General features: G+C 55.1%; 19 protein-coding genes and 2 riboswitches. Of the genes, 9 read left to right on the top strand and 10 right to left on the bottom strand.

The genetic code is table 11. The annotated features are described in order from the left end of the window. Nucleotides 1–83 precede the first annotated feature (83 nt). From MCM46_02675 to MCM46_02705, 7 genes are all read left to right on the top strand, one after another. Nucleotides 84–863: a TatD family hydrolase gene (locus MCM46_02675; GenBank protein ID MCG3110707.1), complete on the top strand. Its 780-nt coding sequence runs from the start codon at nt 84–86 to the stop codon at nt 861–863. 170 nt (nt 864–1033) lie between these two features. Further along, entirely contained in the window at nt 1034–3391 is a 2358-nt protein-coding gene (locus MCM46_02680; protein MCG3110708.1) for a protein kinase, read from the top strand. Between the two features lie 11 nt (nt 3392–3402). Beyond that, on the top strand, nt 3403–3960 hold the full coding sequence (locus MCM46_02685; protein ID MCG3110709.1) for an FHA domain-containing protein: 558 nt from the start codon (nt 3403–3405) through the stop codon (nt 3958–3960). 214 nt (nt 3961–4174) lie between these two features. Further along, nucleotides 4175–4693, top strand: a complete 519-nt coding sequence (locus MCM46_02690) for a response regulator (GenBank protein ID MCG3110710.1) — start codon at nt 4175–4177, stop codon at nt 4691–4693. 105 nt (nt 4694–4798) lie between these two features. Next, a complete protein-coding gene (locus tag MCM46_02695) occupies nt 4799–5575 on the top strand; it encodes a class I SAM-dependent methyltransferase (protein MCG3110711.1) in 777 nt (258 codons plus the stop codon). A gap of 128 nt (nt 5576–5703) precedes the next feature. Next, entirely contained in the window at nt 5704–7557 is a 1854-nt protein-coding gene (gene treZ / locus MCM46_02700) for a malto-oligosyltrehalose trehalohydrolase (protein ID MCG3110712.1), read from the top strand. A gap of 58 nt (nt 7558–7615) precedes the next feature. After that, the gene (locus MCM46_02705) at nt 7616–8314 is read left to right on the top strand and encodes a uracil-DNA glycosylase (GenBank protein MCG3110713.1); all 699 of its coding nucleotides are present in this window, start codon (nt 7616–7618) and stop codon (nt 8312–8314) included. A 10-nt stretch (nt 8315–8324) separates the two neighbouring features. Here the strand turns inward: MCM46_02705 and MCM46_02710 are convergent, their stop codons facing one another. The 10 genes from MCM46_02710 to prsK form a co-directional block, all read right to left on the bottom strand. Further along, entirely contained in the window at nt 8325–8621 is a 297-nt protein-coding gene (locus tag MCM46_02710; GenBank protein ID MCG3110714.1) for a GYD domain-containing protein, read from the bottom strand. A gap of 111 nt (nt 8622–8732) precedes the next feature. Beyond that, complete coding sequence (locus MCM46_02715; GenBank protein MCG3110715.1) at nt 8733–9191, bottom strand: tetratricopeptide repeat protein; 459 nt, start codon at nt 9189–9191, stop codon at nt 8733–8735. A gap of 64 nt (nt 9192–9255) precedes the next feature. Continuing rightward, complete coding sequence (locus MCM46_02720; GenBank protein MCG3110716.1) at nt 9256–9897, bottom strand: hypothetical protein; 642 nt, start codon at nt 9895–9897, stop codon at nt 9256–9258. A 144-nt stretch (nt 9898–10041) separates the two neighbouring features. Next, the gene (locus MCM46_02725) at nt 10042–11178 is read right to left on the bottom strand and encodes a citrate synthase (GenBank protein MCG3110717.1); all 1137 of its coding nucleotides are present in this window, start codon (nt 11176–11178) and stop codon (nt 10042–10044) included. Between the two features lie 218 nt (nt 11179–11396). After that, the gene (locus MCM46_02730; protein ID MCG3110718.1) at nt 11397–12569 is read right to left on the bottom strand and encodes a class I SAM-dependent rRNA methyltransferase; all 1173 of its coding nucleotides are present in this window, start codon (nt 12567–12569) and stop codon (nt 11397–11399) included. 173 nt (nt 12570–12742) lie between these two features. Continuing rightward, the gene (locus tag MCM46_02735; GenBank protein ID MCG3110719.1) at nt 12743–13414 is read right to left on the bottom strand and encodes a PEP-CTERM sorting domain-containing protein; all 672 of its coding nucleotides are present in this window, start codon (nt 13412–13414) and stop codon (nt 12743–12745) included. 90 nt (nt 13415–13504) lie between these two features. After that, a complete protein-coding gene (locus MCM46_02740) occupies nt 13505–14188 on the bottom strand; it encodes a PEP-CTERM sorting domain-containing protein (GenBank protein MCG3110720.1) in 684 nt (227 codons plus the stop codon). 326 nt (nt 14189–14514) lie between these two features. After that, nucleotides 14515–15810 (bottom strand): PEP-CTERM-box response regulator transcription factor, encoded by a 1296-nt coding sequence (prsR, locus tag MCM46_02745; GenBank protein MCG3110721.1) that lies wholly within the window; start codon nt 15808–15810, stop codon nt 14515–14517. Nucleotides 15811–15913: 103 nt separating this feature from the next. Next, nucleotides 15914–16285: a four helix bundle protein gene (locus MCM46_02750; GenBank protein MCG3110722.1), complete on the bottom strand. Its 372-nt coding sequence runs from the start codon at nt 16283–16285 to the stop codon at nt 15914–15916. A gap of 3 nt (nt 16286–16288) precedes the next feature. Next, nucleotides 16289–18406 (bottom strand): PEP-CTERM system histidine kinase PrsK, encoded by a 2118-nt coding sequence (gene prsK, locus MCM46_02755; protein ID MCG3110723.1) that lies wholly within the window; start codon nt 18404–18406, stop codon nt 16289–16291. Between the two features lie 322 nt (nt 18407–18728). Beyond that, nucleotides 18729–18823: riboswitch (cyclic di-GMP riboswitch) on the top strand. A 96-nt stretch (nt 18824–18919) separates the two neighbouring features. Here prsK and MCM46_02760 point away from each other — a divergent pair. Next, nucleotides 18920–21160 (top strand): fibronectin type III domain-containing protein, encoded by a 2241-nt coding sequence (locus MCM46_02760; protein MCG3110724.1) that lies wholly within the window; start codon nt 18920–18922, stop codon nt 21158–21160. 301 nt (nt 21161–21461) lie between these two features. Continuing rightward, nucleotides 21462–21650: riboswitch (cyclic di-GMP riboswitch) on the top strand. Nucleotides 21651–21735: 85 nt separating this feature from the next. Continuing rightward, complete coding sequence (locus MCM46_02765) at nt 21736–22698, top strand: hypothetical protein (GenBank protein ID MCG3110725.1); 963 nt, start codon at nt 21736–21738, stop codon at nt 22696–22698. Nucleotides 22699–22773: the final 75 nt, after the last annotated feature.

Genomic DNA, 22773 nt, shown 5'->3' on the forward strand with positions numbered 1-22773 from the left:
GAATTTGTGAAAAACATGCACAAGGTTGAATTTTTTATTCATCGGAAGTAACATGATCCCTTCTTCCTGAAGAGGGCTCTGAAATGTTGATCGATACGCATACCCATATCGCCGACCCCGAATTCGATGCAGACCGGGCGGCCGTCATCGAACGCGCCCTCGCGGCGGGGGTCAGAAAGATGATCCTGATCGGAACCGACCTCGCCTCCAGCCAAAGGGCGGTGACCCTTGCTGCGCAATACCCCTTTTTCTGGGCGACGGTCGGCCTGCATCCGCACGAAGCGAAATCGCTCGACGAAAACCTCCTTCAGGCGATGGAGAAATTGGCGGAGCACCCCAAAGTGGTCGGTCTGGGGGAGACCGGCCTCGACTTTCACTACAATTATTCCAGCCCGGAGGAACAGCGCCGCGCGTTTATCGAACAGATCCGGCTGGCAAAGCGAAAGCGGCTCCCCTTGGTGATTCATACGAGAGAAGCCTGGGACGAAACCTTTCAGATCTTGGAAGAAGAAGGAGGGCGATCCCACGCCGCCGAGGTCGGCGGGGTTTTTCACTGCTTCACCGGAGACGGCGCGGTCGCGGAGAAGGCGGTTCAATTCGGCTTCTATCTCTCTTTCTCGGGCATCATGACCTTTCCGAAGGCGATCTCGCTTCAACAGGCCGCCGCCGCCATCGATCTCTCGCGGCTTCTCATCGAGACCGACGCCCCCTACCTGGCGCCGCAAGGGTATCGGGGAAAAAGGAATGAACCGGCCTACGTCCGCGCGGTGGCCGAAAAGATCGCGCAGATCAGAAACACTCCGTTCGAGAAAATCGCAGAAACCACCTCCGCCAACGCCGAGCGACTCTTCACGCTTACCTAAGCCGACTTTATCGCCTCTCTTCTGAACCCCGCGTAATTTGACAGCTTTTTGATCGGGTGGTAGATTTTGTTCTGCCCGAATCGCCACGTTATTGCAGGCCATGCCATTCCTGTTTGAACACCGCCGAACAGGAAAACCGTTAAAGGATCCAATCCAGTGAGAATTTTAAAATGAGTCAGCCGATCCGGTTCGGAAAATATCTTCTCCTCGACAAGATCGGCACCGGCGGCATGGCCGAGCTCTTCCTTGCGAAGCAGACCGGCCTTTCCGGTTTTGAAAAGTCCGTCGCCATCAAACGGATCTTGCCGCACCTCACTCAAGGCTCCGAGTTCATCGCGATGTTCATCAACGAGGCGAAACTCGCGGCCCTTCTGACCCACCAGAATATCGTTCAGATTTACGATCTCGGAAATGTCGATCAGTGTCATTACATCGCGATGGAATATATCATGGGGAAAGACCTTCGCACCGTGATCAATCACGGAAAATCGAAGAGCATTCCCCTTTCGATCGGCGATGCGCTTCTGATCGTCAGCAAGATCTGCTCCGCCCTCGATTATGCCCATCGGAAGAAGGATCTCAACGGAAACGACTTGCACCTGGTCCACCGCGATATCTCCCCGCAGAATATCCTGGTCTCCTACGAAGGGGAGGTCAAGCTGGTCGACTTCGGAATCGCCAAGGCGGCGATGGGGGGACAGGAGACGAAGACCGGCGTCTTGAAAGGGAAGCTCGCCTATATGTCTCCCGAACAGGCGTGGGGAAAACCGGTCGACGGTCGGACCGATCTCTTCGCGCTGGGGATCGTTCTCTATGAGGCGGTCACGGGGGAGCGGCTTTTCAGCGGCAACGATGAAATCTCTATTCTGGAGAAGGTCCGAAAGGCGGAGGTCCCCCCGCCGACGCAACTGAACCCCGCTGTTCCCCCCGAGCTCGAAGCCATTCTTAAAAAGGCGATGGCCAAAGAGCCGGAGGATCGGTATCAGACCGCCTCGGAGATGGAGATGGCGCTGGAAGATCTGATCACCAAAAAGGGCTACGCTTTCAGCAGCCTCTCCCTTTCTCATTATATGCAGGCCCTCTTCGCAGCGGAGATTTTAAACGATACCCGGCGATTCCAATTGCTCACCAGTCAGGCGCATCAGACGGCCCCGGTGGAAGATCGCAGCACCGTCGTTCGTCCCGCACACGCGGCCGCAACCCCCGTCCCCGCCGATCCTGCGGCCGCCGTACGAAAAAGCATCAGCCAGAGCAAGCTCGTTCTTCCGCCGCCGAAAGGACGCCGATTATCGCGGTGGGTCTCGGCCACCCTTTTCTTAACCTCTTGGTCGGTCTTCTTATTGCTTCTCTTTCTCTCCGATATCAGCTTTGTCGCCCGGCTACGATCGAAATTTCCTTTCCTGGAGGAATCGAAGGTCAAGATCGCGGCCTCCCTGGAAGGGACAGGATTGCTCTCTTTTCTGGATCGCTTCAAGGAGGGAATTTTTCAACTGGTTGAAACGGGAGAGCCGGAGCCTTCCTCCGTCGCCCCCCCTCCGAAAGAGGAAGCGGTTGCCGTGACGCTCGCCCGTCCGGAATCGGAGGCGGCTTCGCCGGTTCCTCCCGGTGCCACCGACTCGGAGGCCGAAGTGCCGCCGGCGGCTCCCTCTCCTCCGGCGCCGGATATTCCGAGCCTCTATCGGGAAGCCAAAGAAGATTACAACGCCGGCCGGCTGGATGAAATGGAGCGGAAACTGCGGCAAATTATCGAAACCGACCCGAACGAAGTGCACGCGTATCACCTCCTGGGGACGGTCTACCAGGAGAAGAAAGAGCCCGACAGAGCGCTCCGGATCTTTGCCGACGCGGCGGCGCTTTTTCCAAAAGAGGCGATCCTTCATTATGATTTGGGGTTCCTCTATTTTAAGAAGGGGGTCGACTCTCTTGCCGCACAAGAGTTAACTTTGGCGATGAAACTTTCCCCCCAGGCCCCGGAGGCGGAGCGCGCCCAAGAGATCTTACAAAAACTGGGGCAACGGCCGCGGCCGACCGCTTCTCTCCCGAAGAAAGAGATGGAGCCCCCCCGACCGGCCGCCGCGCCACCGATCCTTGCCCCGAAGCCGGAAACGCGGGAGGAACCGGGAGAAAAGCCGGCATCGCCGCCGCTTCAGTCGGCGGCCCTTCCCCCCGCCGCCCCCTCTCTGCTCGACGATCAGGAACTGATCCGGCTGCTTATTTCAAACCTGAAGAGAGGATTTGAAAGTAAAAATACAGAAGGGGTGCTTCAAAGTTACCTCCATCCACTGCCGGCCTTCCGGCAGAAAGTGGGGCAGTGGTTCCAACGCTTCGATCGGGTTTCGGCCAATTATGAGGTCTATGAGCTCAAGGTCGAAGGGAAAGAAGCATCGGTCTCGGCCCTCGAAACGATTGTCCTCCAATCGGATAAAGTCGCCGCCCGTCAGGTCGAGAAGGCGCTTGTTTTTTGGAAACTGGAGAAGGTGGGGGACCGCTGGAAAATCGCCAAGGCCAATGTGGTTGAGAAATATTAAGGGGGGTCGGCATGCAGATCACCTGTGAAAATTGTTTTACCGTTTATGAACTCCCGCCTGAAAAGAGCGGCCTCGCCGGATGTCCCTATTGCGAGCATATCAACAAGCCGAAGAAGAAGGCCCCCTCCGTTCAGTTCGGAGGGGGCGCCGGCGGAGAGATGGGGATCGACCCCAGCAAGACGATGCTGAACTACATCGAAGGGGAGCGAAAGAGTGAAGGCTCCGCCGTCCACAAAATGATCGAGGGAAAAGCCCCCTCCCTCCCCGCGGAAAAATCATGGATCCTCACCATCCTGGAAGGGGACGACAAAGGAAAACGCTTTCTCCTCTCCAAGCCGGTGATCCGGATTGGACGAAAAGAGGTGGAGCTGGTGTTGAGGGACCCGGAGGTCTCCCGGCAACAGTGCGTGATTCAAATTTACGGCGAGACGGCGATCCTTCGCGATCTGAAGAGCGCAAACGGCACCCTGGTCAACGGCTTCATGGTGCAGGAAGAGATCCTGAAGAATAACGATCAAATCCGCGCGGGGAATACCCTCTTTCAAATTTCCCTCCAACCGAAGAAGTAAAAGAAATTATCGAAGGGAATCGGTTTCCCATGGAAGCCAAATTTCGACCCCCTCCCCGTGACAGTGATCACCCCCCTTCCAGCGGCCCCCTCATAACACATTGATTTCTTTCCGATGAGAGATCTCATCCAATACGGAATAGAGATTGCATTTACTCTCGGTAGATATCCCTTGGAAGGATCTCCTTCCAAAGGAAGGTCCCCCAGGAGGCCTGATGGAAAGGCACTTTATCCTCATTGTCGATGATGAACCGAGCATTCGAAGCAGCCTGGCCCGGCTCCTTCAGAAAGAAGGATATGATACGCTCTTGGCGGAGAGCGCGGAGGATGGGCTTGCTATTCTTGAAAAGAAATCGTTCTCGGCGGTCATTTCCGATTACAGGATGCCGGGCCGATCCGGAACCGATTTTCTGACCGAGGTGAAAAGGCGGCATCCGGAGTCGATCCGGATTCTTTTGGCCGGGCAAGCGGAAATTGACGAAGTGATGCCGGCCGTCGACCGGGGCCTGGTTTCTCATCTGATCGTCAAACCTTGGGACAATGATACTTTAAAAAAGGCGATCGAAAGATGGGGCGAAGAATTCGAGAAAGCGCACCCCGGCAGGCCCCCGGTCCCGGTGGAAGCATCGGACGAAAAGGAAGAAGGGATGATCCTCATCGACGAACTGGAGACAGCCACGATCCCGGACGAATTCCTCCAATTCATTTCACCCGCCTCAAAGAAACCTTCCTGACCTTTCACATCAATCCCGCTTGACTTTTCTTTCCGCTTCGATAAAAATCGACCTATGTCGATCCCGCCGAATTCTTCCCAAAGCAATACCATCGATTGGAATGAGATGTCGAAGAGCTTCGACCGGTGGCTTCCTTATATCCAGCCGGTCGCCGAGGTGCTGATCTCTCTGGCCGATCTCTCGGAAGGGGACGAGATCTTAGATGTGGCCGCCGGGACGGGAGAGCCCTCTTTGACGATCGCCCGGCGCTTCGGATCGGCGGTCCGGATCACCGCCGTCGACGGCGCCGAGGCGATGGTCGCCGTGGCGGAAGAAAAGCGCCGGAAGGAGGGACTTTCGGGGGTCACCTTCCAACCGATGAAGGCCGAGGCGCTTGCTTTTCCTTCAAACCGGTTCGATCGGGTCATCAGCCGGTTCGGTGTGATGCTCTTCGACGATCCCCTTCAAGGACTCAAAGAGATGCGGCGGGTGATGAAGCCGGGGGGAAAGATGGCGATTGCGGTCTGGAGCGAATTCCACCGGATCGAATCGCTCCATCTGATTTGGGAATTGATCATGAAGCGTCTTCCCGCCGAAGCGCGTCCTCCCCTCCCCAAGATGGCCGATCTCGGCCCCCCGGGAAAGCTCGAAGCCCTTTTAAAGGCCGCCGGGTTCGAGCAGTTCGAGATCAAACCACTTCTCTTATCTTATACGTTCGATAATTTTGAAACTTATTGGGCCATCAATACCGAATCGGGAACCCTCCGGGAACCGCTCGACCGGTTCAGCGCCGAAGAACAGGAAGAAATCAAGAGAGAGACCTCCAGGCGGACCGCCCCTTTCTTTAAAGACGGGAAAATCATCATGCAAAACCAAGCCCTCCTCGCCACCGCCATGGCGTAGGGGCGACGCATGCGTCGCCCGACAGAAACTCCCCTTGCCCGATCTTCACCGGTCCCTTGCATCGTCCTCTTTCAGTCCGCTACAATAAGTATCTAAACGAAACCGGTCACCAATCTAAGGAGGGTCCATTGCTGAAGACGATTCCGCCCCGCCCATCTTTCGGTGCAACAACCTTGGAAAACGGTTCCGTCGCTTTTCGCGTCTGGGCTCCTTTTGCAAAGGAGATACAGATCAAACTGATCGGACAAAATCTTCCGATCCAGATGACAATGAAAGCGGCGGACCGTCACTGCTTCGAAGCGATCGTCCCCAATGTTCCGGCCGGCACCCGTTATTTTTACCATCTCAATGGGGATCGGGATCGCCCCGATCCCTACTCCCGCTTCCAGCCCGAAGGGGTCCACGGCCCCTCCGAAGTGGTCGATCCGAACGCCTTTGCCTGGTCGGACCAGGGGTGGCGAGGAATCCCGCTCGAAGATTATATCCTTTACGAACTTCACCCCGGGACCTTTACCCCGGAAGGGACCTTTGATGCAATCATCCCCCATCTGAATTACCTCAAGCAGGACCTCGGGGTCACCGCCGTGGAGATCATGCCGGTCGCACAGTTTCCCGGACGCCGAAACTGGGGTTATGACGGCGTCCATCTCTTTGCCCCGCAAAACAGCTACGGCGGGCCAGACGGGCTGAGGCGGCTGGTCAACGCCTGTCATGCCGCCGGCCTGGCGGTGGTGCTGGATGTGGTCTACAATCACCTCGGACATGAAGGAAATTACCTCCGAGAGTTCGGCCCCTACTTCACCTCGAAGTACAAGACCCCCTGGGGAGATGCGGTGAATTTCGACGATGCCGGGTCGGACTTCGTCCGCCGCTACGTGATCGACAATGCGTTGTACTGGATTCGCGAGTATCACATCGACGCCCTCCGCCTCGACGCCATCCACGCCATCTATGATTTTTCGGCCAAACACATTCTGCAGGAGATGAAGGAGGCGGCGGACGAGACGGCCCGCGGGCTCGGAAGGCCGGTTTATTTGATCGCCGAAAGCGATCTGAACGACCCCAAAATCATCCGCGCGCCGGCGCAGGGAGGTTACGGCCTCGACGCCCAGTGGAGCGACGATTTTCACCATTGCCTCCACACGCTGCTCACTGGAGAGCGGGAAGGCTACTACCAAGATTTCGGACGGCTTGATCAGATGTCGCAGGCGATCCAAAAGGGATTCGTCATGGCGGGCGTCTATTCTCCCTACCGCGATCGGATTCATGGGAGCCCCTCCGACGACCAACCTCCCTCCAAATTCGTCGTCTTCTCTCAAAATCACGATCAGACCGGAAATCGGGTATTGGGAGACCGGCTCTCGACGCTCATTCCATTTGAAGCGCAAAAACTCGCCGCCGCCGCGGTGCTCCTCGCTCCAAATCTTCCCCTCCTCTTCATGGGGGAAGAGTATGGCGAAACCGCCCCCTTCCAATATTTCACGCACTACCAAGATCCGGCGCTTGGAGAGGCGGTTCGAAAGGGACGGTGGGAAGAAGCGATCGGATTCGGATGGAAGGGTGAGGTCCCCGATCCGCAGTCGGAGGAGACGTTTCAGCGGTCCAAGCTCGATCTCTCGCAACGCTTCCAGGAGCCGCACAACCGGCTCTTCGCCTTCTATCAGCGGCTCATCGCGCTTCGGAAGTCGGCGCCCGATCTTCATACGATAGGGGGATCGGCTTCGGTGAAGGGACACGATCAGGAGGCCTGTCTCACGTTTCAACGGGGGGACAAACTTTGGATCGTTCTCAGCTTTAATCCAAAGGCCGTTTCTCTTTCGATCTCCCTTCCCGGAGGGACTTGGGAACGGCTCCTCGACAGCCAGGAGAAACAATTCGGCGGATCGGAAGAGACACTTCTTCCCGCGCGTCTGGAAAAAGATCGCGCGACAAAACTTCGACTCTCTCCTTATCAGGTCGGACTCTTTCGCCAGAGTGAATAACAGACCCATTAATGTAGAAGTCTTGTCAGATCGAGCCTGATTTGATACGATCCGGCGGATGAAAGAGAGAACCGTCGCATTCCTCCAGGAAGAGGTCATCCGTTGCACCCGCTGCCCCAGGCTGGTGCAATATTGCTCCGAGATCGCACGGACGAAACGAAGAGCTTATCGAGATGAGACGTATTGGGGAAAGCCGGTTCCCGGATGGGGCGATCCCGATGCGCGGCTGCTGATGATCGGCCTGGCCCCCGCCGCGCACGGCGGCAACAGGACCGGCCGCGTTTTTACGGGAGATGCTTCCGGCGATTTTCTCTTTCGCGCCCTTCACAAGGCCGGCTTCGCCAACCAGGCGACATCACTCCACAGGGAGGACGGTCTCCAATTGAAAGGTGCCTACCTGACCGCGGTCGTCCATTGCGCCCCGCCCGACAACAAACCGCTGCCGACCGAAATCGAAACATGCCGGAGCCACCTTGCGGCCGAGTTAACGGCGCTATTGAAGGTGAAGGCGGTCTTGGTCTTTGGAAAAATCGCCCTGGACGGATTTCGCGCCGCCCTTCCCGGGGCGCACGGAATCGACCTTCCGGCGGCATCAATCCCGTTCCAGCATGGGGCCGTTTATGAAATCGGACCTTCCGCGCTCCGTCTCTTCGTTTCCTATCATCCCAGCCGCCAAAACACGCAGACCGGCCGTTTGACGGAGCCGATGTTCGACGCGGTCTTCCGAAAGATACGGGCCTTCTTGGACAAGAATTAACCGGCCGAATTTATTTTTTCTGCGGCTGCAAGCTTGCAATAAACCGGTCGATCGGAATGGCCGGCATCGTCAAGAGCTTGACCGATCCCCGCCCCCCCAGCTCGACGGAGAGGCGCGCGACCGTCTCGTTGTCGGGCGCTTCGATAATGTTGACGAAATCATACGGCCCGAGGGTCGCGTACTGGCTCATGATCTTCACCCCCATCCCTTCGATCTCTTTATTGACCTCTTTGAGCCGGCTTGGATTTTCTTTGAGCGTCTCGCTCCCGTCGTCGGTCAGCGTGCTGAGCATAATATAGGTCGCCATGGCACCCTCCTCGTTGAAGGATCACGTTCAGATATAAACCTCTCAAAGTTTAAATCGATTGAAAATGAAAATGCAAGTAAGCGCAAAAAAGGGGAAAAAGGTCAGGAGGGACTACGTATAGATGAGACCGAAGAGCCGCTCCGCCCGTTTACGATCGAGATCGGAGAGGATTTTATATTCTTCCAGCGCCGCCGCCTGATTCTTTAGGCTGATATAGGTAATTCCCAAGTTGAAGTGGGCCTCTGGATAATCGGGGCGCAGAGAGATGGCCCGCTTTAACATCTCGACGGCTTCTTGCTTTCTTCCCATCACCCCGTAAAGGGTGCCGAGATTAAAATAGCCTTCCGCCAGCTCCGGTTTGATCCGGATCAGGTTTCGGAACGCCTCCGCCGCTTCTTCCGGACGGCCTAGGTTGCCGAGAACGACGCCGGCATTGTAATAGGCTTCGGCGTAATCGGGCGAAAGCGCGATCGCTTTTCGGAAAGAGGCGAGCGCCCCTTCCTTATCCTTCTTGGATAATTCGAGACCATGATTAAAATGTTTCTCGGCATCCGGATCTCGTGTTGACACGGCATCGTACCTGCGCGCAGACTCATCGTCCGATCAGTCGATGGAGGATGGATCGAAGGGGGCGCTAACCCCGATAGATCTGGTCGTGTTCTCTTACGTGATCGCGCACCTTCAACCCGAATATCTGACCGGCTGAAGCTTCTTGAAGCGATTGATGATCGAGCTCCATCGATTCAACCGATTGCCGCAGATCGGTGGTATGTCCTTTGATGTGGATGGGGTCACCGACCCGCAACGGCCCTTCGTTCAGTTGAACGACCGCAACGGAAAGGTGGGAGTAATAATGGGTCACGACGCCGATCGATTGCTCGGCCGGCACCGCCGCGGGCGCGGGGGCGGCCGCTGCGGCGGAGGGTAAAGGCGCGGCCGTTTCTCTCATTGGGATGACCGGGGCCTGTCGTTTTTCTATCTTCGGGGCGGAGGAGACCTTTGGAGGGGGAGCGGCGGCTTTTTTGGCGGTGCTCTTTTTTGCCGCCGTTTTTTTGACCGTCGTCTTTTTCGCCGTTGTTTTCTTGGCGGTGCTTTTCTTCGCCGTGCTCTTCTTGGCTGCGACCGTTTTCCTCTTTACGGTCGTTTTTGACTTGGCCGTGGTTTTCTTTTTCGGTTTTGCAGCCGTTTTCTTCCGTGTCGTTTTACTGGCCGTCTTTTTGGTCGCTTTCTTGGCCGTTCTCGTTGCCGCTTTTTTCTTTTTCACTCCCCTCTTCATCGATTTGACCCCCTCCCGTGTATTTAGACAGGTAACCGATTGCAAGCGTGATAAGATCCCGCCTCAAGCATTACAATATTCCCAAAAAGGAGTCAAGTAGTTTTGTTTAGAGCCTTCCCGGCCGTCTCTGTAAACCGCCGCCGATTATCCCTTCCGCTCAGAGATCGGCAGATACGCCCGGTCGTGCTCTCCCTCATAGATCTCGGTGGGACGGAAGATGTGGTTGTCTTTCACCTGCTCAATCCAATGGGCCAGCCAGCCGACCACCCGTGCCATCGCGAAGATCGGGGTGAAGAAGTCGGTCTCGATCCCCATTTTCTGGTAAAGAATTCCCGAGTAGAAGTCGACGTTCGCATAGACCTTTTTAGAGGCAAGGTACTCTTCGCCGATCTTCTCGACCTCGACCGCCACCTCGTAAAGGGGCGATTTGCCGTAATGCTCGAACAGGCGTTTGGCCAGGCGCTGTAAGATGATCGCGCGGGGGTCCTTGACCTTGTATTCGCGATGCCCCAACCCCATGATCCGCTGCTTGGCTTTGACCTTTGCTTCGATGTACGGCCGCACCCGATCGATCGAGCCGATCTCTTTCAGCATCGTAAGGACCTTTTCGTTCGCCCCCCCGTGAAGCGGCCCTTTCAGGGTTCCGACGGCAGAGGAAACAACGGTATAAGGGTCGGCCAAGGTCGAAGCGGTCACCAGCCCGCTGAACGTCGAGGCGTTCATCGTATGCTCGGCGTGGAGAATGAGGCAGGTGTCGAAAATCTCCGACATCACCTTATCCGGGACCTTTTCGGTCAGCATATAGAGGAAATTTTCGGTGTAGTTGAGGTCGTCGCGCGGCTGGATCTGATCGTCTCCGCGCCGTAGACGGGCATAAGCGGCGACGATGGTCGGAATTTTGGCGATCAGACGAACGGCCGAAAGATATTGAGTTTGTTCATCCTGGACATTCTTATCGGGATAGAACATCCCAAGCGCCGCGACCGCCGCCTGAAGCGCATCCATCGGGTGACCGTTGTCGGGAAGACATTTGATCAGATCGGTAATGCGGTATTTGATCCGCCGGTGCACGCGGAGGTCTTTGTCGAACTTCTCAAGCTGGGTGGGGGTCGGCAGGTTTCCGAAGAGGAGAAGGTAGGCCGTTTCGATGAAGTTGCTCCGCTCGGCCAGGGTCTCCAATCGAATCCCTCGGTACTCGAGAACCCCTTTGGTCCCATCCAGATAACTCACTTTGGACCGTGTCGCAGGAACCCCCGCCAATCCCGGTGAATAGTCGCTCATCAGTCTCCTCCGCGTAGAATTTCAGTGATTGTATTTTATTCTAGCGGATTTAGGAGATTCGGTAAAGTGGGAGAGAGCAGGGTGTAGGGGGCAGGGTGATAGAGGCTAGGGTGATAGGGGGCAGGGGGTAGGGTGTAGGGAAAGAAGAGAAGAGAAATAGTAATAGAGGGTTGAATCTTTAACTACACCCTATCACCCTACCCCCTACACCCTATTTTTTAGAGCACCTGCAGGACGGCGCATTTGAGATATTCGGTTTCGGGCAGGGGTAAGAGCACCGGGTGATCTTTGGCCTGTGAGCGGAGCGTCACCAATCGGAGCGTTCTTCCGACGTCTCGCGCCGCATCGAGGAGGATCTCCCGAAACCGCCCCTCCGAAAGGTGATACGAGCAGGAACAGGTCACCAGAAACCCTCCCGGACGAAGGAGTTTCATCGCACGAAGATTGATTTCCTTATAACCGCGAACCGCGTTTTCAATCTCTTTCCGGCGCTTCACGAAGGAAGGGGGATCGAGGATGATACAATCGTACTGTCTTCCCTCCCCTTCCTGCGCTTTTAAGAGATCAAAGACATTACCGGCCTCGAATCGGCATCGCGACTCGAAACCATTGCGCGCCGCGTTCCGGCGTGCGAGATCGAGAGCCCCCTCCGAGGCATCGATCCCGATCACCCCCTTGGCGCCGAATCGGGCCGCATGCACCGACCACCCCCCCGTGTAACAGAAAGTATCGAGCACTTCTCCCCCGGCAACGAGCCCCTCCAACTGAAGGTAATTTTCGGATTGATCCAAAAAGAATCCGGTCTTTTGGCCTTCCAATAGATCGATCTCAAAGGCAAGGCCGTTCTTCAAGATCACAACGGGCGGCTCCAGTTTCCCGGAAAGGACCTTCCGCTCGACAGGAAGCCCCTCTAGGGCGCGAGAAGGAATATCGTTGCGGGCGACGATCGCCTGAGGGGAGAAAAGCAACTCGATCGCAGCAAGGATCGATTCGGTATGCCGCTCCATCCCGGCGGTCAAGACCTGAATGACGATATAGGATCCATATCGATCGACAATCAGCCCGGGGAGGAGGTCCGCCTCGCTGTAAACAACCCGATAACTCTCTTCCCCGGCATAAAACCGTTTTCGGTAAGCGTCGGCGCTCGCGATCTTTCTTAGGAAAAAGTCGCCGTCGATTTTCTCCCGTTCCCGAGAGAGAATACGGACCGAAATCACCGATTTCGGATTACAATACCCGATCGCGATAAACCTCCCCTTTGGATCGACGAGTTCCACCAGCTCTCCGGGCGGGAAATCGAGCGGGAGCTTCGGCAATTCGTTCCGATAGATCCAGGGGTGCCCCTGTATGACGCGGGTGGCAACTGTTTTATTTAAGCGAAATGATTCCATGGAACGCTAGCCTACAAGATAAAGGGGGGAAGATGCAAGAACCGTTATTTGAAATCGGGAGGGCGAATCGCTTCCGGTCGCATCCCGGTTCATTCACTTTCTAAACGGAGAGGGCCGGATAACCCGACGGTTACCCGGCCCTCTTTCATTTACGAAAATCTTTACTAAAAATATTATCGCTTGATCGCCAGCTTCTTACGGCCCCAGATTGCGAAACCGGCCAAACCCGATCCGAGAAGCAAGAGACTGCCCGGCTCCGGCACTTCCGAAACGCTGAGCGCTCCTCCCCCTTGTGTTCCGGAGAAAGCAACCCCGCTGGCTGTAGGAGAGGTTCCGAAGAAGATCTCCACCTGGGCAAGCGATCCGCCGGCGGCCGGAAGATTGAAGTCAAGCGCGGCAGCCAGGTCGGCATCAAGATAAGAAATGTCGAGGAGTCCACCGAACGAGGAGGCGTACACGGGCGAAGAACCGGTGCAGCAGTTGAATGTCGAGTTATTTGCGAAGTCCCCCTGCATGAGAAGAACCGAGCCCGACCCGACATTTCCATAGATCGTCAACGATCCGCCCGCTGCGTAGACATTCTGAAAGCTAGTCCCCGTCGATCCGCCGCCGATGTAGTTGCCGGTAGCGAAGTCAAGATCCCCGCCTGTAATAGAGAGGGTCGTCGAACCATTTCCGACCGCCGTCACCGCCCCGTTTGTCGTCGTAAACGCGCTATCTCCCCCCCCGTAAGAGACCGTCCCGCCAAAGCCTAAGTTAAAGACGATGGGGACCGCCATCGCCGGAATGCTGGAAAACCCGACGAAGAGGGCGAACAAGGCCACGATCACGGCCGCTTTCTTCATTTTTCTGAAATCCTTCATATTTAAGATTCCCCTGTTTTGTTTCATCTGTTTTTGTTTCTTTACTGTTTGTTTCTTACCGTGGGTCCGGACTTACTTTGTCTGAACCAGACTTCCCTTCAGCCTGCGACCCCAAATCCCGATCGCGATCATTCCGAAACCGAGCAACAAAAGGGTCGTCGGTTCGGGAACCACCGCCGTATCGGTGACCGCCACGGCTCCTCCGCCCTGCGTTCCTGAGAAGGCCGTTCCGGAAGTCGTGGGCGAGGCGCCGAAGAAGATCTGGACCTGGGCAACCGATCCGCCGATCGGGGGGTTGTTAAAGTTCAGCGCCGCAGCCAGCGTCGGATCGACGTAGGCGATATCGAGAAGGCCGCTGAAAGAAGAGACCAGAACCGGCGAGCTCCCCGAGCAGCAAGCGAATGTGGAGGTATCGGCGAAGTCGGCCTGCATGAGAAGAACCGAGCCCGACCCGACATCTCCGTAGATCGTCACCGATCCGCCCGCTGCATAGACGTTCTCAAACCCGGTCGCCGTCGCACCGCCGCCGATCAGGTTTCCGGTGGCGAAGTCGATGTCCCCGCCTGCAATGGCGAGGGTCGTCGAACCATTTCCGACCGAGGTCACCGCCCCGTTCGTCGTCATAAACGCACTCTCCCCGCCCGCGTAAGAGACCGTCCCGCCGTATCCCAAGTTAAACACGATGGGAACCGCCAGCGCAGGGGAGCTGAAGAGCAATGTGAGCGAAGATAACAAGAGCGCACTCAAGATTGCCATCCGGAATTTCCGCTTTAGATTCATCATTTCGATTCCTTGCCTAGTTTGATTGTTTGTTTATCTAAACTCGGGGACACTAAGAGCAAAGCACATGCCACACAGCAATATGGAAAAAACATTATACCTAAGACATTGATTTTTAAAATATAATTTACTCTCTTCACCTCGAACACTTTCGAAGGATTTTAAACCCGGAAGTGAGAGTGTCAACTTTTCCGTCTCTTAGGAATCGATTTAGAAAGGGGCTTTATAATAATTTCTTTAAAAATCAGTTACATCGGATAAATAAGGGGAAGGAAGAGGTGTCAACTTTTCGGTCGGCGGTCTTACGTTCGATCGATTTTGTGCTTTGAAAGAATATCGTGGAGGGCCTGCCGTGAAATTCCAAGGACGGATGCCGCCTGGGTGACATTTCCCCCCAGACGCGCCAATGCCTGCTCTACTAACTCCCGCTCCAGCTTTTCTCTTGCCACCTTGAGCCTGGGAAGGGGCGCGGCTTCATTCGGTACGGCCAATTCCAGGTCTTCCGGGGCTAAATGAACCCCGTCGGTCATCACGACCCCCCTCCTGACCTTGTTTTCCAGTTCACGGACGTTGCCGGGCCAGGAATGGGCCGTGAGCGCCTCAACGGCCGCAGGGGTTAACCCTTTGACCTTCTTCCCCGTTTCTTCCGAAAAACGGGCGATGAAGGCACGGGTGAGAACGAGAAGATCCCCGTTTCGCTCACGTAACGGGGGAACCGAAATAGAAACGACCCCTAACCGATAAAAAAGGTCTTCTCGGAAAGCGCCGCTCGCCATCCTCTCCTTCAGATCGCGATTTGTCGCGGCAATCACCCTCGCGTCGATATGAAGACTCTCCCTTCCGCCAACCCGCTCAATCGTCTTCTCCTGAAGAAAACGGAGCAGCTTCACCTGAAGGCCCAATCCAAGCTCTCCGATTTCGTCCAGAAAAAGGGTCCCCCCCGCCGCATATTCGATCCGGCCCTTCCGCTGCGCGTGCGCCCCCGTGAACGCCCCCTTTTCATGGCCGAAGAGCTCGCTTTCCAAGAGGTTCTCCGGAATCGCGCCGCAATTGATCGCGATAAAAGGACCGGCCTTCCGGGCGCTATGCTGATGGATCGATTGAGCGACCAGCTCTTTCCCGGTGCCACTCTCGCCGGTAATGAGAACAGGGATATCGGTCGTTGAAACTTTGCGGATCGTCGCGTAGAGCCCTTCCATCACCCGGCTGGTGCCGATCATCCCTCCCTCCTGGGTCGGGCGTTTCTTTAATTGACGATTCTCCTCTTCCAACTGAAAGAGGTGAATCGCCCGCCGGAGGGTTACCCGGATCTCGTCGAGATCGATCGGCTTGGTGAAGAAATCATAGGCCCCTTGCTCGATCGCCTTGAGGGCATTCGCCCGGTCGGAGTTGCCGCTGACAATGACAATTTTGACCCGGGGGTCGATCTCCAGCATTTCGGAGAGGGCCAGCAACCCCTCCGTCGCCTCTCGGGGATGAGGCGCCAGGCCGAGGTCGAGGGTCACCACCGGAGGGAGCTCCCGCCGGAAAAGATCGATCGCGCCCCTTCGGTTCTCGGCCAAAAAAATCTCATACTCGTCGGCCAGGGCCCATTTCATCTGTTGGCGGATCGTCTCATCATCATCGACGATGAGGATCTTCGGACGAGATGAACCAGGGGGTAGGGGGCTGGGTGTAGGGGGTAGGGTCGATGATGACATACTATTTTTGCCCCTTTGACAAAGAGTCGATCAGGCTGCTCAACATTTTGGATATTTCTTCCTGGAGTGAGTATAATGCATCGAAATTTTCGGGATCGATCATTTTCAGATCTTTAGATAATGACAACAACGTCTCGAGTTCACCGCAGGAACCTAAAGCGACATGTAAAAACTGGATGTATTCTTTTCGTCCTCTTCTTCGGTATCCTTCCGCAATATTGCAAGGGATGGAAACGACCGCCCGCCTCATCTGAGAGATTAAACCAAACTTCTCCTCGGAGGGAAAAGCATACGTCGCTTGATACACGCGCAAAGAAAGCGCATACCCCTTCTGATAAACAACCAAGTCTTTATAACTTTTTATCTTTCCCACCCCCTACACCCTGTCTTTTCGCCCCACCGGCAGGATCACCCGAAAAGTGGTCCCGACCCCCTCCTCGCTCTCCACTTCGATTTTACCGTGATGCGCTTCCACAATTTTCTTCGTATGAAACAGACCGATCCCGAGCCCCTGACTCTTTGTGGTTTGAAACGGCTGGAAAAGAGAGCGCTCGATAAATTGTTTCGAGATGCCGCAACCGTTATCGCTGACGGAGAAAACGACGCACTCTTCCGTCCGGTCGGTCTCGATCCGGATAACCCCCTTTTGGTCGGCCGCTTCGTTTGCATTGAGGATAAGATTCACGATCACCTTCTGGACCTGGTCGGGATCGATCATGCACTTCGGCAACGTCTGAAGGTTTTTCTCCACCGTCGATTTGACCGATCCATTCATCCCTCCCAGGGTGGAGGCGACCAATTCATTTAGATCGACTTCAACACACTGCAGCTCCATTTTTTTCGTCAAAAGGGAGAGCCGGCTGCACATGTCGTTCATTTTGGAGACGCTCTGGGAGATCACCCGCAGCGCATCGCTTCTAAATTCGGGATTATCAAAATGGGCCGGCAGATTCCGCATCGTGAGCGAAAGCATCGATGCCAAATTTTTTAAGTCATGGATGAAAAAGGCCGAGAGGCTCTGAAACGCTTCCATTTCTTTTGCTTTTAAAAGTTGCTCCGTCAGCTTCACATTCAGGAGACTCCCCGCCGCCTGATCGGCGATGGTTTTCAATAAATCGGCATCTTCCACCGAAAACCGCTCCTTGGTTACACGATGATTCAGGGTCATTACCCCCAGCAGTTTTCGGTTGGAGATGAGCGGAACGCAATAGCTGACTCGGGTCTTTTCAAAATAACTTCCCTCCGCTTCTTTCAACCCCCTCAATTTTTCGTCTTTGGTTGAATCCAAATCAAACGGCACCGGGTGGGTGTTGATAAATGAGAGAAGCTCATCCCATATTTTACCCTTATTTTTCAAATCCAGGATCCGGGCGTCGGAAAACACAGTAGACCCCCCGAAATAAATCAGGTTGGAACCCTCATCGACCAACCAGATCGTCACGGAGGGGGCGCCGAACGCTTCCGAAACCATCTTTGATACCGCGGAGCAAAGATCGTTTACATTCATCAACGAAGTGGTCTGTTGGGTAAATGCCGTCCACTCCTTGCGATAATCGTAACGCGGCTGATAGAAGTTCCGGCTGATAAATCGCTTTAGCTCTTGCCGCAACTGATCGGAAAGAAGGATGGCCGTTAGGGCAAGGAGCGAAACAAAAACGAAAAAGGTGCCCAGGGGAATGGCCTGGTTCCCCCCAAAATAAGCGATCGCCTTCGCAAGGATACCGACCGTCAGAAGATAGGCCCCGACCACCACGACGGTAATTGAGTTGTAAAGCAATGTGCGTGAGAAATAAATATCGACATTGAGGAAGCGATTACGCAGGAGGGAGAGGATAATCAGGATATTCGCCACCAGAACTGCAAAAGAATTGATCGATTCCATCCCCGAATTAATTAATGAAAAGAGAAGGGTATGACTGACCGTATAAATTTGAACGGCAAAGAGCCCCCCGATCCCCAGGAGCATAAATTTGACCTGCCACCGCTTATTCCCCGTGGAAGCCCGGAGAGTCCCCTCCAGATTCATCAGTATTACTACGGAAGCCAAAAGATAGAAAAGGTAAAAGGTATAACCGGACCATCCAAGCCGGACGATGGGAGATCCCCCTTCCTCCGGAAAAGCGGACACCAAGAGTGATTCCCTAAATAATACTGTCATTGAAAGCGGGAAGGTCAGAGAGAAGAGGATAAACCACTTCCACTTTGCCACCAGCTCTTTGTAATTCGAACGACCGAAACTGAGGCTAAACAAAAACCAGCTTCCGGGAAGCATACTGGCCGCTGTCAGCCCCCAGGCGCCCCAATCGACCCTTTCCGAGGGAAGGGGGGTTCCCATCGCCATTCCGACGAAAAGCTCTTTAAAAGCCAGGGCGATCATCCCGAAAGAAAATACCCGGTGGACAAAGGATCGCCTGTCCTCAAGGAAGATGAACAGCGCCAACCCGATACAGAGAAGGGCATTCAATAACGGGATAAAAGAGGGAAATATCATCATCACCTATTTTTTTAGAAATCAGAGTATTCTAGTAGAAACTCGGGCGCGGCACAATCCCCTCAATCGGGGGGGGGTCCCTGGGTAATTGGCTCCACATCGGAGAGACAAAAAGAGGTTCCAGCCTTAAAAATGCCGTTTCCCGGCTCGAACACCCTCATATGGACCTGAGAACTCCTTCCATAATCATTGGATAGAATCTGTCCTCATGATCGACCCTTGAGAACTCCTTCCATAATCATTGGATAGAATCCATTCTTTTCTCCATTCGTGTTTCACAGGCATGTCGCTTGCGTATACCGATACGCAACATACGATAGCAACTCGTGAAAAAGGGCAAACTATCCGAGAGGGTAGGACGCAAAGCCAAGAGACCGATGAGTAGGGGATCCACTTCCCACGGTTCGTCTGGTTGCCATGACGATGCCGGCGCATCTTTAGGCACAGCCCATTCCGAGGAATGGGCTTTTTTTTTACACAGACCAAACACTTTTTGTTGATGCATGGAGGAACAGCATGCAGACCTCATTAATCAAGCGAAGCGCTCTGATGATCATCGGGATGATCCTTCTCCTGAATTGGAAAACGCCTGCGATGGCTGCGGATGCCTCCCTCTCCTGGGACACCAACACGGAAAACGATCTGGGAGGGTATAAACTCTATTATGGAACCTCCTCCGGCAGCTACGGCGCCCCCGTGGACGTCGGCAATCAAACATCTTTCACTGTAAACGGTTTAAGCAGCAGTCAGACATATTATTTTGCCGTTCGCGCATACAACACCTCGGGGGCGGAAAGCGGCTACTCTAATGAAGTCAGCAAGAGCTTCGGCGACACCGCCGCGCCGACCCTCTCCGCCATTGCGGCCGGCAGCATCACCAGCGCCGGAGCAACCGTCAGCTGGAGCACCAACGAAGCGGCCACCTCCCAGGTGGAGTACGGCGCCACGACCGCTTACGGCTCCCTCTCTGCGCTCAACTCAACGCTCGTCACCAGCCATAGCCGTGTGTTAAGCGGCTTGAACCCTTCAACGACCTATCACTATCGGGTCATCAGCAGAGATGCCGCCGGGAACACCGGCACCTCGGGGGACCGCACCTTCACCACCACCGCCGCGCCCGACACCACCGCGCCGGCGATTTCCGGAATCGGCGCCTCGAATATCACCACCACCGCGGCCACGATCAGCTGGACGACCAATGAGAGTTCCGACACCCAGATTCAATATGGGACAACCACTTCGTATGGAAGCTCCACGACGCTCGATACCACCCTGACCACCAACCACAGCCAACAGGTCACCGGCCTTCTCCCCGCCACCCTTTATCATTATCGCGTCCGCGGCCGGGACGGCGCCGGAAATCTGGCCACCTCGGGAGATCGAACATTTACCACCGCCGCGCCCCCCGACACCACCGCGCCGACCCTTTCTAATATTGCCGCCAGCAACATCGCATCGACCTCCACGGTGATCACCTGGAGCACCAATGAAACGGCGACCTCCCAAGTCGAATATGGAACGACGACATCGTATGGTGCTTCCTCCGCATTGGGCGCCACGCCGGTCACCAGTCACAGCCGGACCCTTTCCAGCCTGAGCCCCGCCACCACCTACAACTACCGGGTCATCAGCCAAGATGGGGCCGGAAACATCTCGGTCTCCGGAAATAGAACCTTCACCACCTCCGCCACCCCCGATACGACGGCGCCGGTTCTCTCCGGTATCGCCGTGGGGAACGTTGCTTCCACTTCGGTTGTCATTTCCTGGAGCACCCATGAAGCGGCCACCTCCCAAGTGGAATACGGACCGACCACGGCGTACGGCTCTCTCAGCACATTAAATACCACCCTTCTGGCCGCCCACAGCGCTTCGTTGACGAACCTCCAGCCGGCCACCACCTACAACTATCGGGTCATCAGCCGGGACGCCGCCGGAAACACCGCCACCTCCGGGAACAATTCGTTTACAACGGCCGCCCCGTCATCTTCCGATACAATCGGGCCGGTTCTGTCGGCGATCGATGCGCGGGAGATGACCACGGAGGGGGTGACGATCCACTGGGGAACCGATGAGCCTGCAACAAGCGAAGTGGAGTATGGCCTGACCGCGGGATACGAAAACAGCACCGGGGTCAACGCCACCCTGTCGAACAGCCACAGCCGGATCCTTTCCGGCCTCCAATCGAACACGGTCTATCACTATCGTGTCAAAAGCGCCGATGCCCTGGGCAATCTCTCCGTGTCGGCCGATCATACTCTCACGACAAACCCGCCCACCGATTCCACCCCTCCGGCGGACGTCGAAAACTTCACCGCCGTCCCGGGAACCCAGGTGATCACATTAAGCTGGGTCAATCCGTCCGATTCCGACTTCGTCGGGGTCCGCATCGTCTACCGGACCGATCGGTTCCCGAACGGCACTGAAGACGGTGAGATCCTCGGGGACTTTTCGGGACGAACCGATGAGAGCATCACCGTCCTCCATGCAGGGTTAGAGGAGAACGTGACCTACTACTATTCGGCCTCATCGTATGATAACAACGGGAACTATCAACACACGGCGCACGCTTCCGCAATGCCTTTCGGGTTTTCGACGGGCGCCTCGAATGCGGACGACGGCGGCGCTGGGGGCGGTGGCGGCTGCACGATGGTTTCGCCGAGCTCCGGAGCCGCTTCTGGACCGGGCCATTCGGCCGACATGATCGGGCTGATTCTGGTCCTCTCGCTTGCGGCGCTTCGGAAGGGAATCAAGAAATGAACGCGGCGCCGGCGATCGACTCATTAAGTATGAATCACTTACGAAGGTCCGCTACGTTGACCTTCCGATTGATCTCGGTCCGCTTTTCTTATATCTTGCCGAGGATGATCGAGAACGTTGAACGACAGGAAGATCTTGAATAAGTCGAAGCGGTATAGATTAAGTGGAGGGTGATTATAGTTGACGGGAAAAAAAGAATATAGTATTTTATATCGTTATTAACACCACATAAGTCGAAGCGTCAGAGTGGGTTACGCTGAAGAATCTCACGCCGATGGCGTAACCCAAGTTACATTTCGACCTTTGCTCAGAGCAAACCCATCGAAAGGTGGGGACGCAGAGTAACGGGGCTAAAGAAAGGGTGTAGGGGGTAGGGTATAGGGGGTAGTGAGAGGGGATAGGGTTTGGATTTTCTACACCCTACACCCTGGTTTATCACACCCGACACCCTTTCCTCTTCGCCTTCTTCCATGCCCGCCGAGCCGCCAAAGGATTCACTTGGCGGCTTTTTTATTAGGTGGCTTTGTAAGCGAGAGCACTGAACAACGAAATAAGTCATTGTGGAGGTCATTATTATGCAGGCGAGATACTTGGCTAAATACACGACAGGAATCTTAATCGGCTTCGTTCTTCTTCTGCTGGGAGCAGGGGTTTCTCAGGCGGCGGTGCTCTTCTCTTCTACTGCCGAATCCGGAACGTGTGACACCGGCGTGTCGACCAGTATCTGGGATTATACTGGGAGTGGCGGTCCTGGCGGCCCCCTGGCTGCTCGGATGTTTTATCGCTGTGACACTCCAGTTCCTAATTCCGGTCGCTCCAAATATTTCCGCGTCGACACTGTCAATCTCATGCAGGGCACCTGGAATGTTCGTCATGTCAACCGAATCAATCTAACACCGGGCGTAACATACTACCTCGGGGCATTTTTTAGATTCGATAGAATCCTTGGTCTTGATATTTGGCATGATGCAAAAATCGGTAATGATGGGCCAGATAGTTTCGATAAGCTCTTTGAGTCTGATGGATCGGTCAGGTGGATTATTAATTCTGGATGGATGAATGGCGGGTTTACGCCACCGGCAACAAATACATGGGACCATAAATTTACGTTTAACATTTCTTTGCCGGGTGCTTCCGGCACTTGCACAAATTGTGGCACTGATACATTAGTCCATAACTTTTCACCATATACTAGAAGTAATCCCTTCCTGTGTGACTACGAAAAATGGTATGCCGTGGTGATGGCAATTACGCCATCCACCGGAGGAAGTTCAACGAATGGTCGACTTGAGCTTTTTATTAATGGCACTAAAGTTAGCTCTCACACCGTGAAGACACAAGACACGTCCACGCCGTACATTGAGTCGTTCCAATACTCTGGTACAATCGCACAGCCAAGCTATGATTCCCCGCCGCACTTTCGGAAAATAGATTATTTTATTTTTTCTGACAGCCTAGCCGATGTTCAAAACGCGGGGTTGATGAGCGATCCCGCAGCGGGGGCACCAGCTCCTCCCACAAACCTAAGGGTACAATAATCAGTGGAAGCCAAGAACTCTAGCAGAACTTCCTTAACTCCTGACGAATGGCGAGGCCCCTCTCTCGCATGAGAG

This window comes from Candidatus Manganitrophus morganii, from assembly GCA_021651055.1.
In the GTDB taxonomy this organism is placed as follows: Bacteria; Nitrospirota; Nitrospiria; order SBBL01; family Manganitrophaceae; genus Manganitrophus; species Manganitrophus morganii.

Coding starts and splice junctions, on each gene's coding strand:
- MCM46_02730 (MCG3110718.1), bottom strand. CDS start 12,569: ATGGAATCATTTCGCTTAAATAAAACAGTTGCCACCCGCGTCATACAG.
- prsR (MCG3110721.1), bottom strand. CDS start 15,810: ATGAAATGGGCCCTGGCCGACGAGTATGAGATTTTTTTGGCCGAGAAC.
- MCM46_02720 (MCG3110716.1), bottom strand. CDS start 9,897: ATGAAGAGGGGAGTGAAAAAGAAAAAAGCGGCAACGAGAACGGCCAAG.
- MCM46_02690 (MCG3110710.1), top strand. CDS start 4,175: ATGGAAAGGCACTTTATCCTCATTGTCGATGATGAACCGAGCATTCGA.
- prsK (MCG3110723.1), bottom strand. CDS start 18,406: ATGATGATATTTCCCTCTTTTATCCCGTTATTGAATGCCCTTCTCTGT.
- MCM46_02765 (MCG3110725.1), top strand. CDS start 21,736: ATGCAGGCGAGATACTTGGCTAAATACACGACAGGAATCTTAATCGGC.
- MCM46_02740 (MCG3110720.1), bottom strand. CDS start 14,188: ATGGCAATCTTGAGTGCGCTCTTGTTATCTTCGCTCACATTGCTCTTC.
- MCM46_02725 (MCG3110717.1), bottom strand. CDS start 11,178: ATGAGCGACTATTCACCGGGATTGGCGGGGGTTCCTGCGACACGGTCC.
- MCM46_02675 (MCG3110707.1), top strand. CDS start 84: ATGTTGATCGATACGCATACCCATATCGCCGACCCCGAATTCGATGCA.
- MCM46_02680 (MCG3110708.1), top strand. CDS start 1,034: ATGAGTCAGCCGATCCGGTTCGGAAAATATCTTCTCCTCGACAAGATC.
- MCM46_02685 (MCG3110709.1), top strand. CDS start 3,403: ATGCAGATCACCTGTGAAAATTGTTTTACCGTTTATGAACTCCCGCCT.
- MCM46_02735 (MCG3110719.1), bottom strand. CDS start 13,414: ATGAAGAAAGCGGCCGTGATCGTGGCCTTGTTCGCCCTCTTCGTCGGG.
- MCM46_02705 (MCG3110713.1), top strand. CDS start 7,616: ATGAAAGAGAGAACCGTCGCATTCCTCCAGGAAGAGGTCATCCGTTGC.
- MCM46_02710 (MCG3110714.1), bottom strand. CDS start 8,621: ATGGCGACCTATATTATGCTCAGCACGCTGACCGACGACGGGAGCGAG.
- MCM46_02695 (MCG3110711.1), top strand. CDS start 4,799: ATGTCGAAGAGCTTCGACCGGTGGCTTCCTTATATCCAGCCGGTCGCC.
- MCM46_02760 (MCG3110724.1), top strand. CDS start 18,920: ATGCAGACCTCATTAATCAAGCGAAGCGCTCTGATGATCATCGGGATG.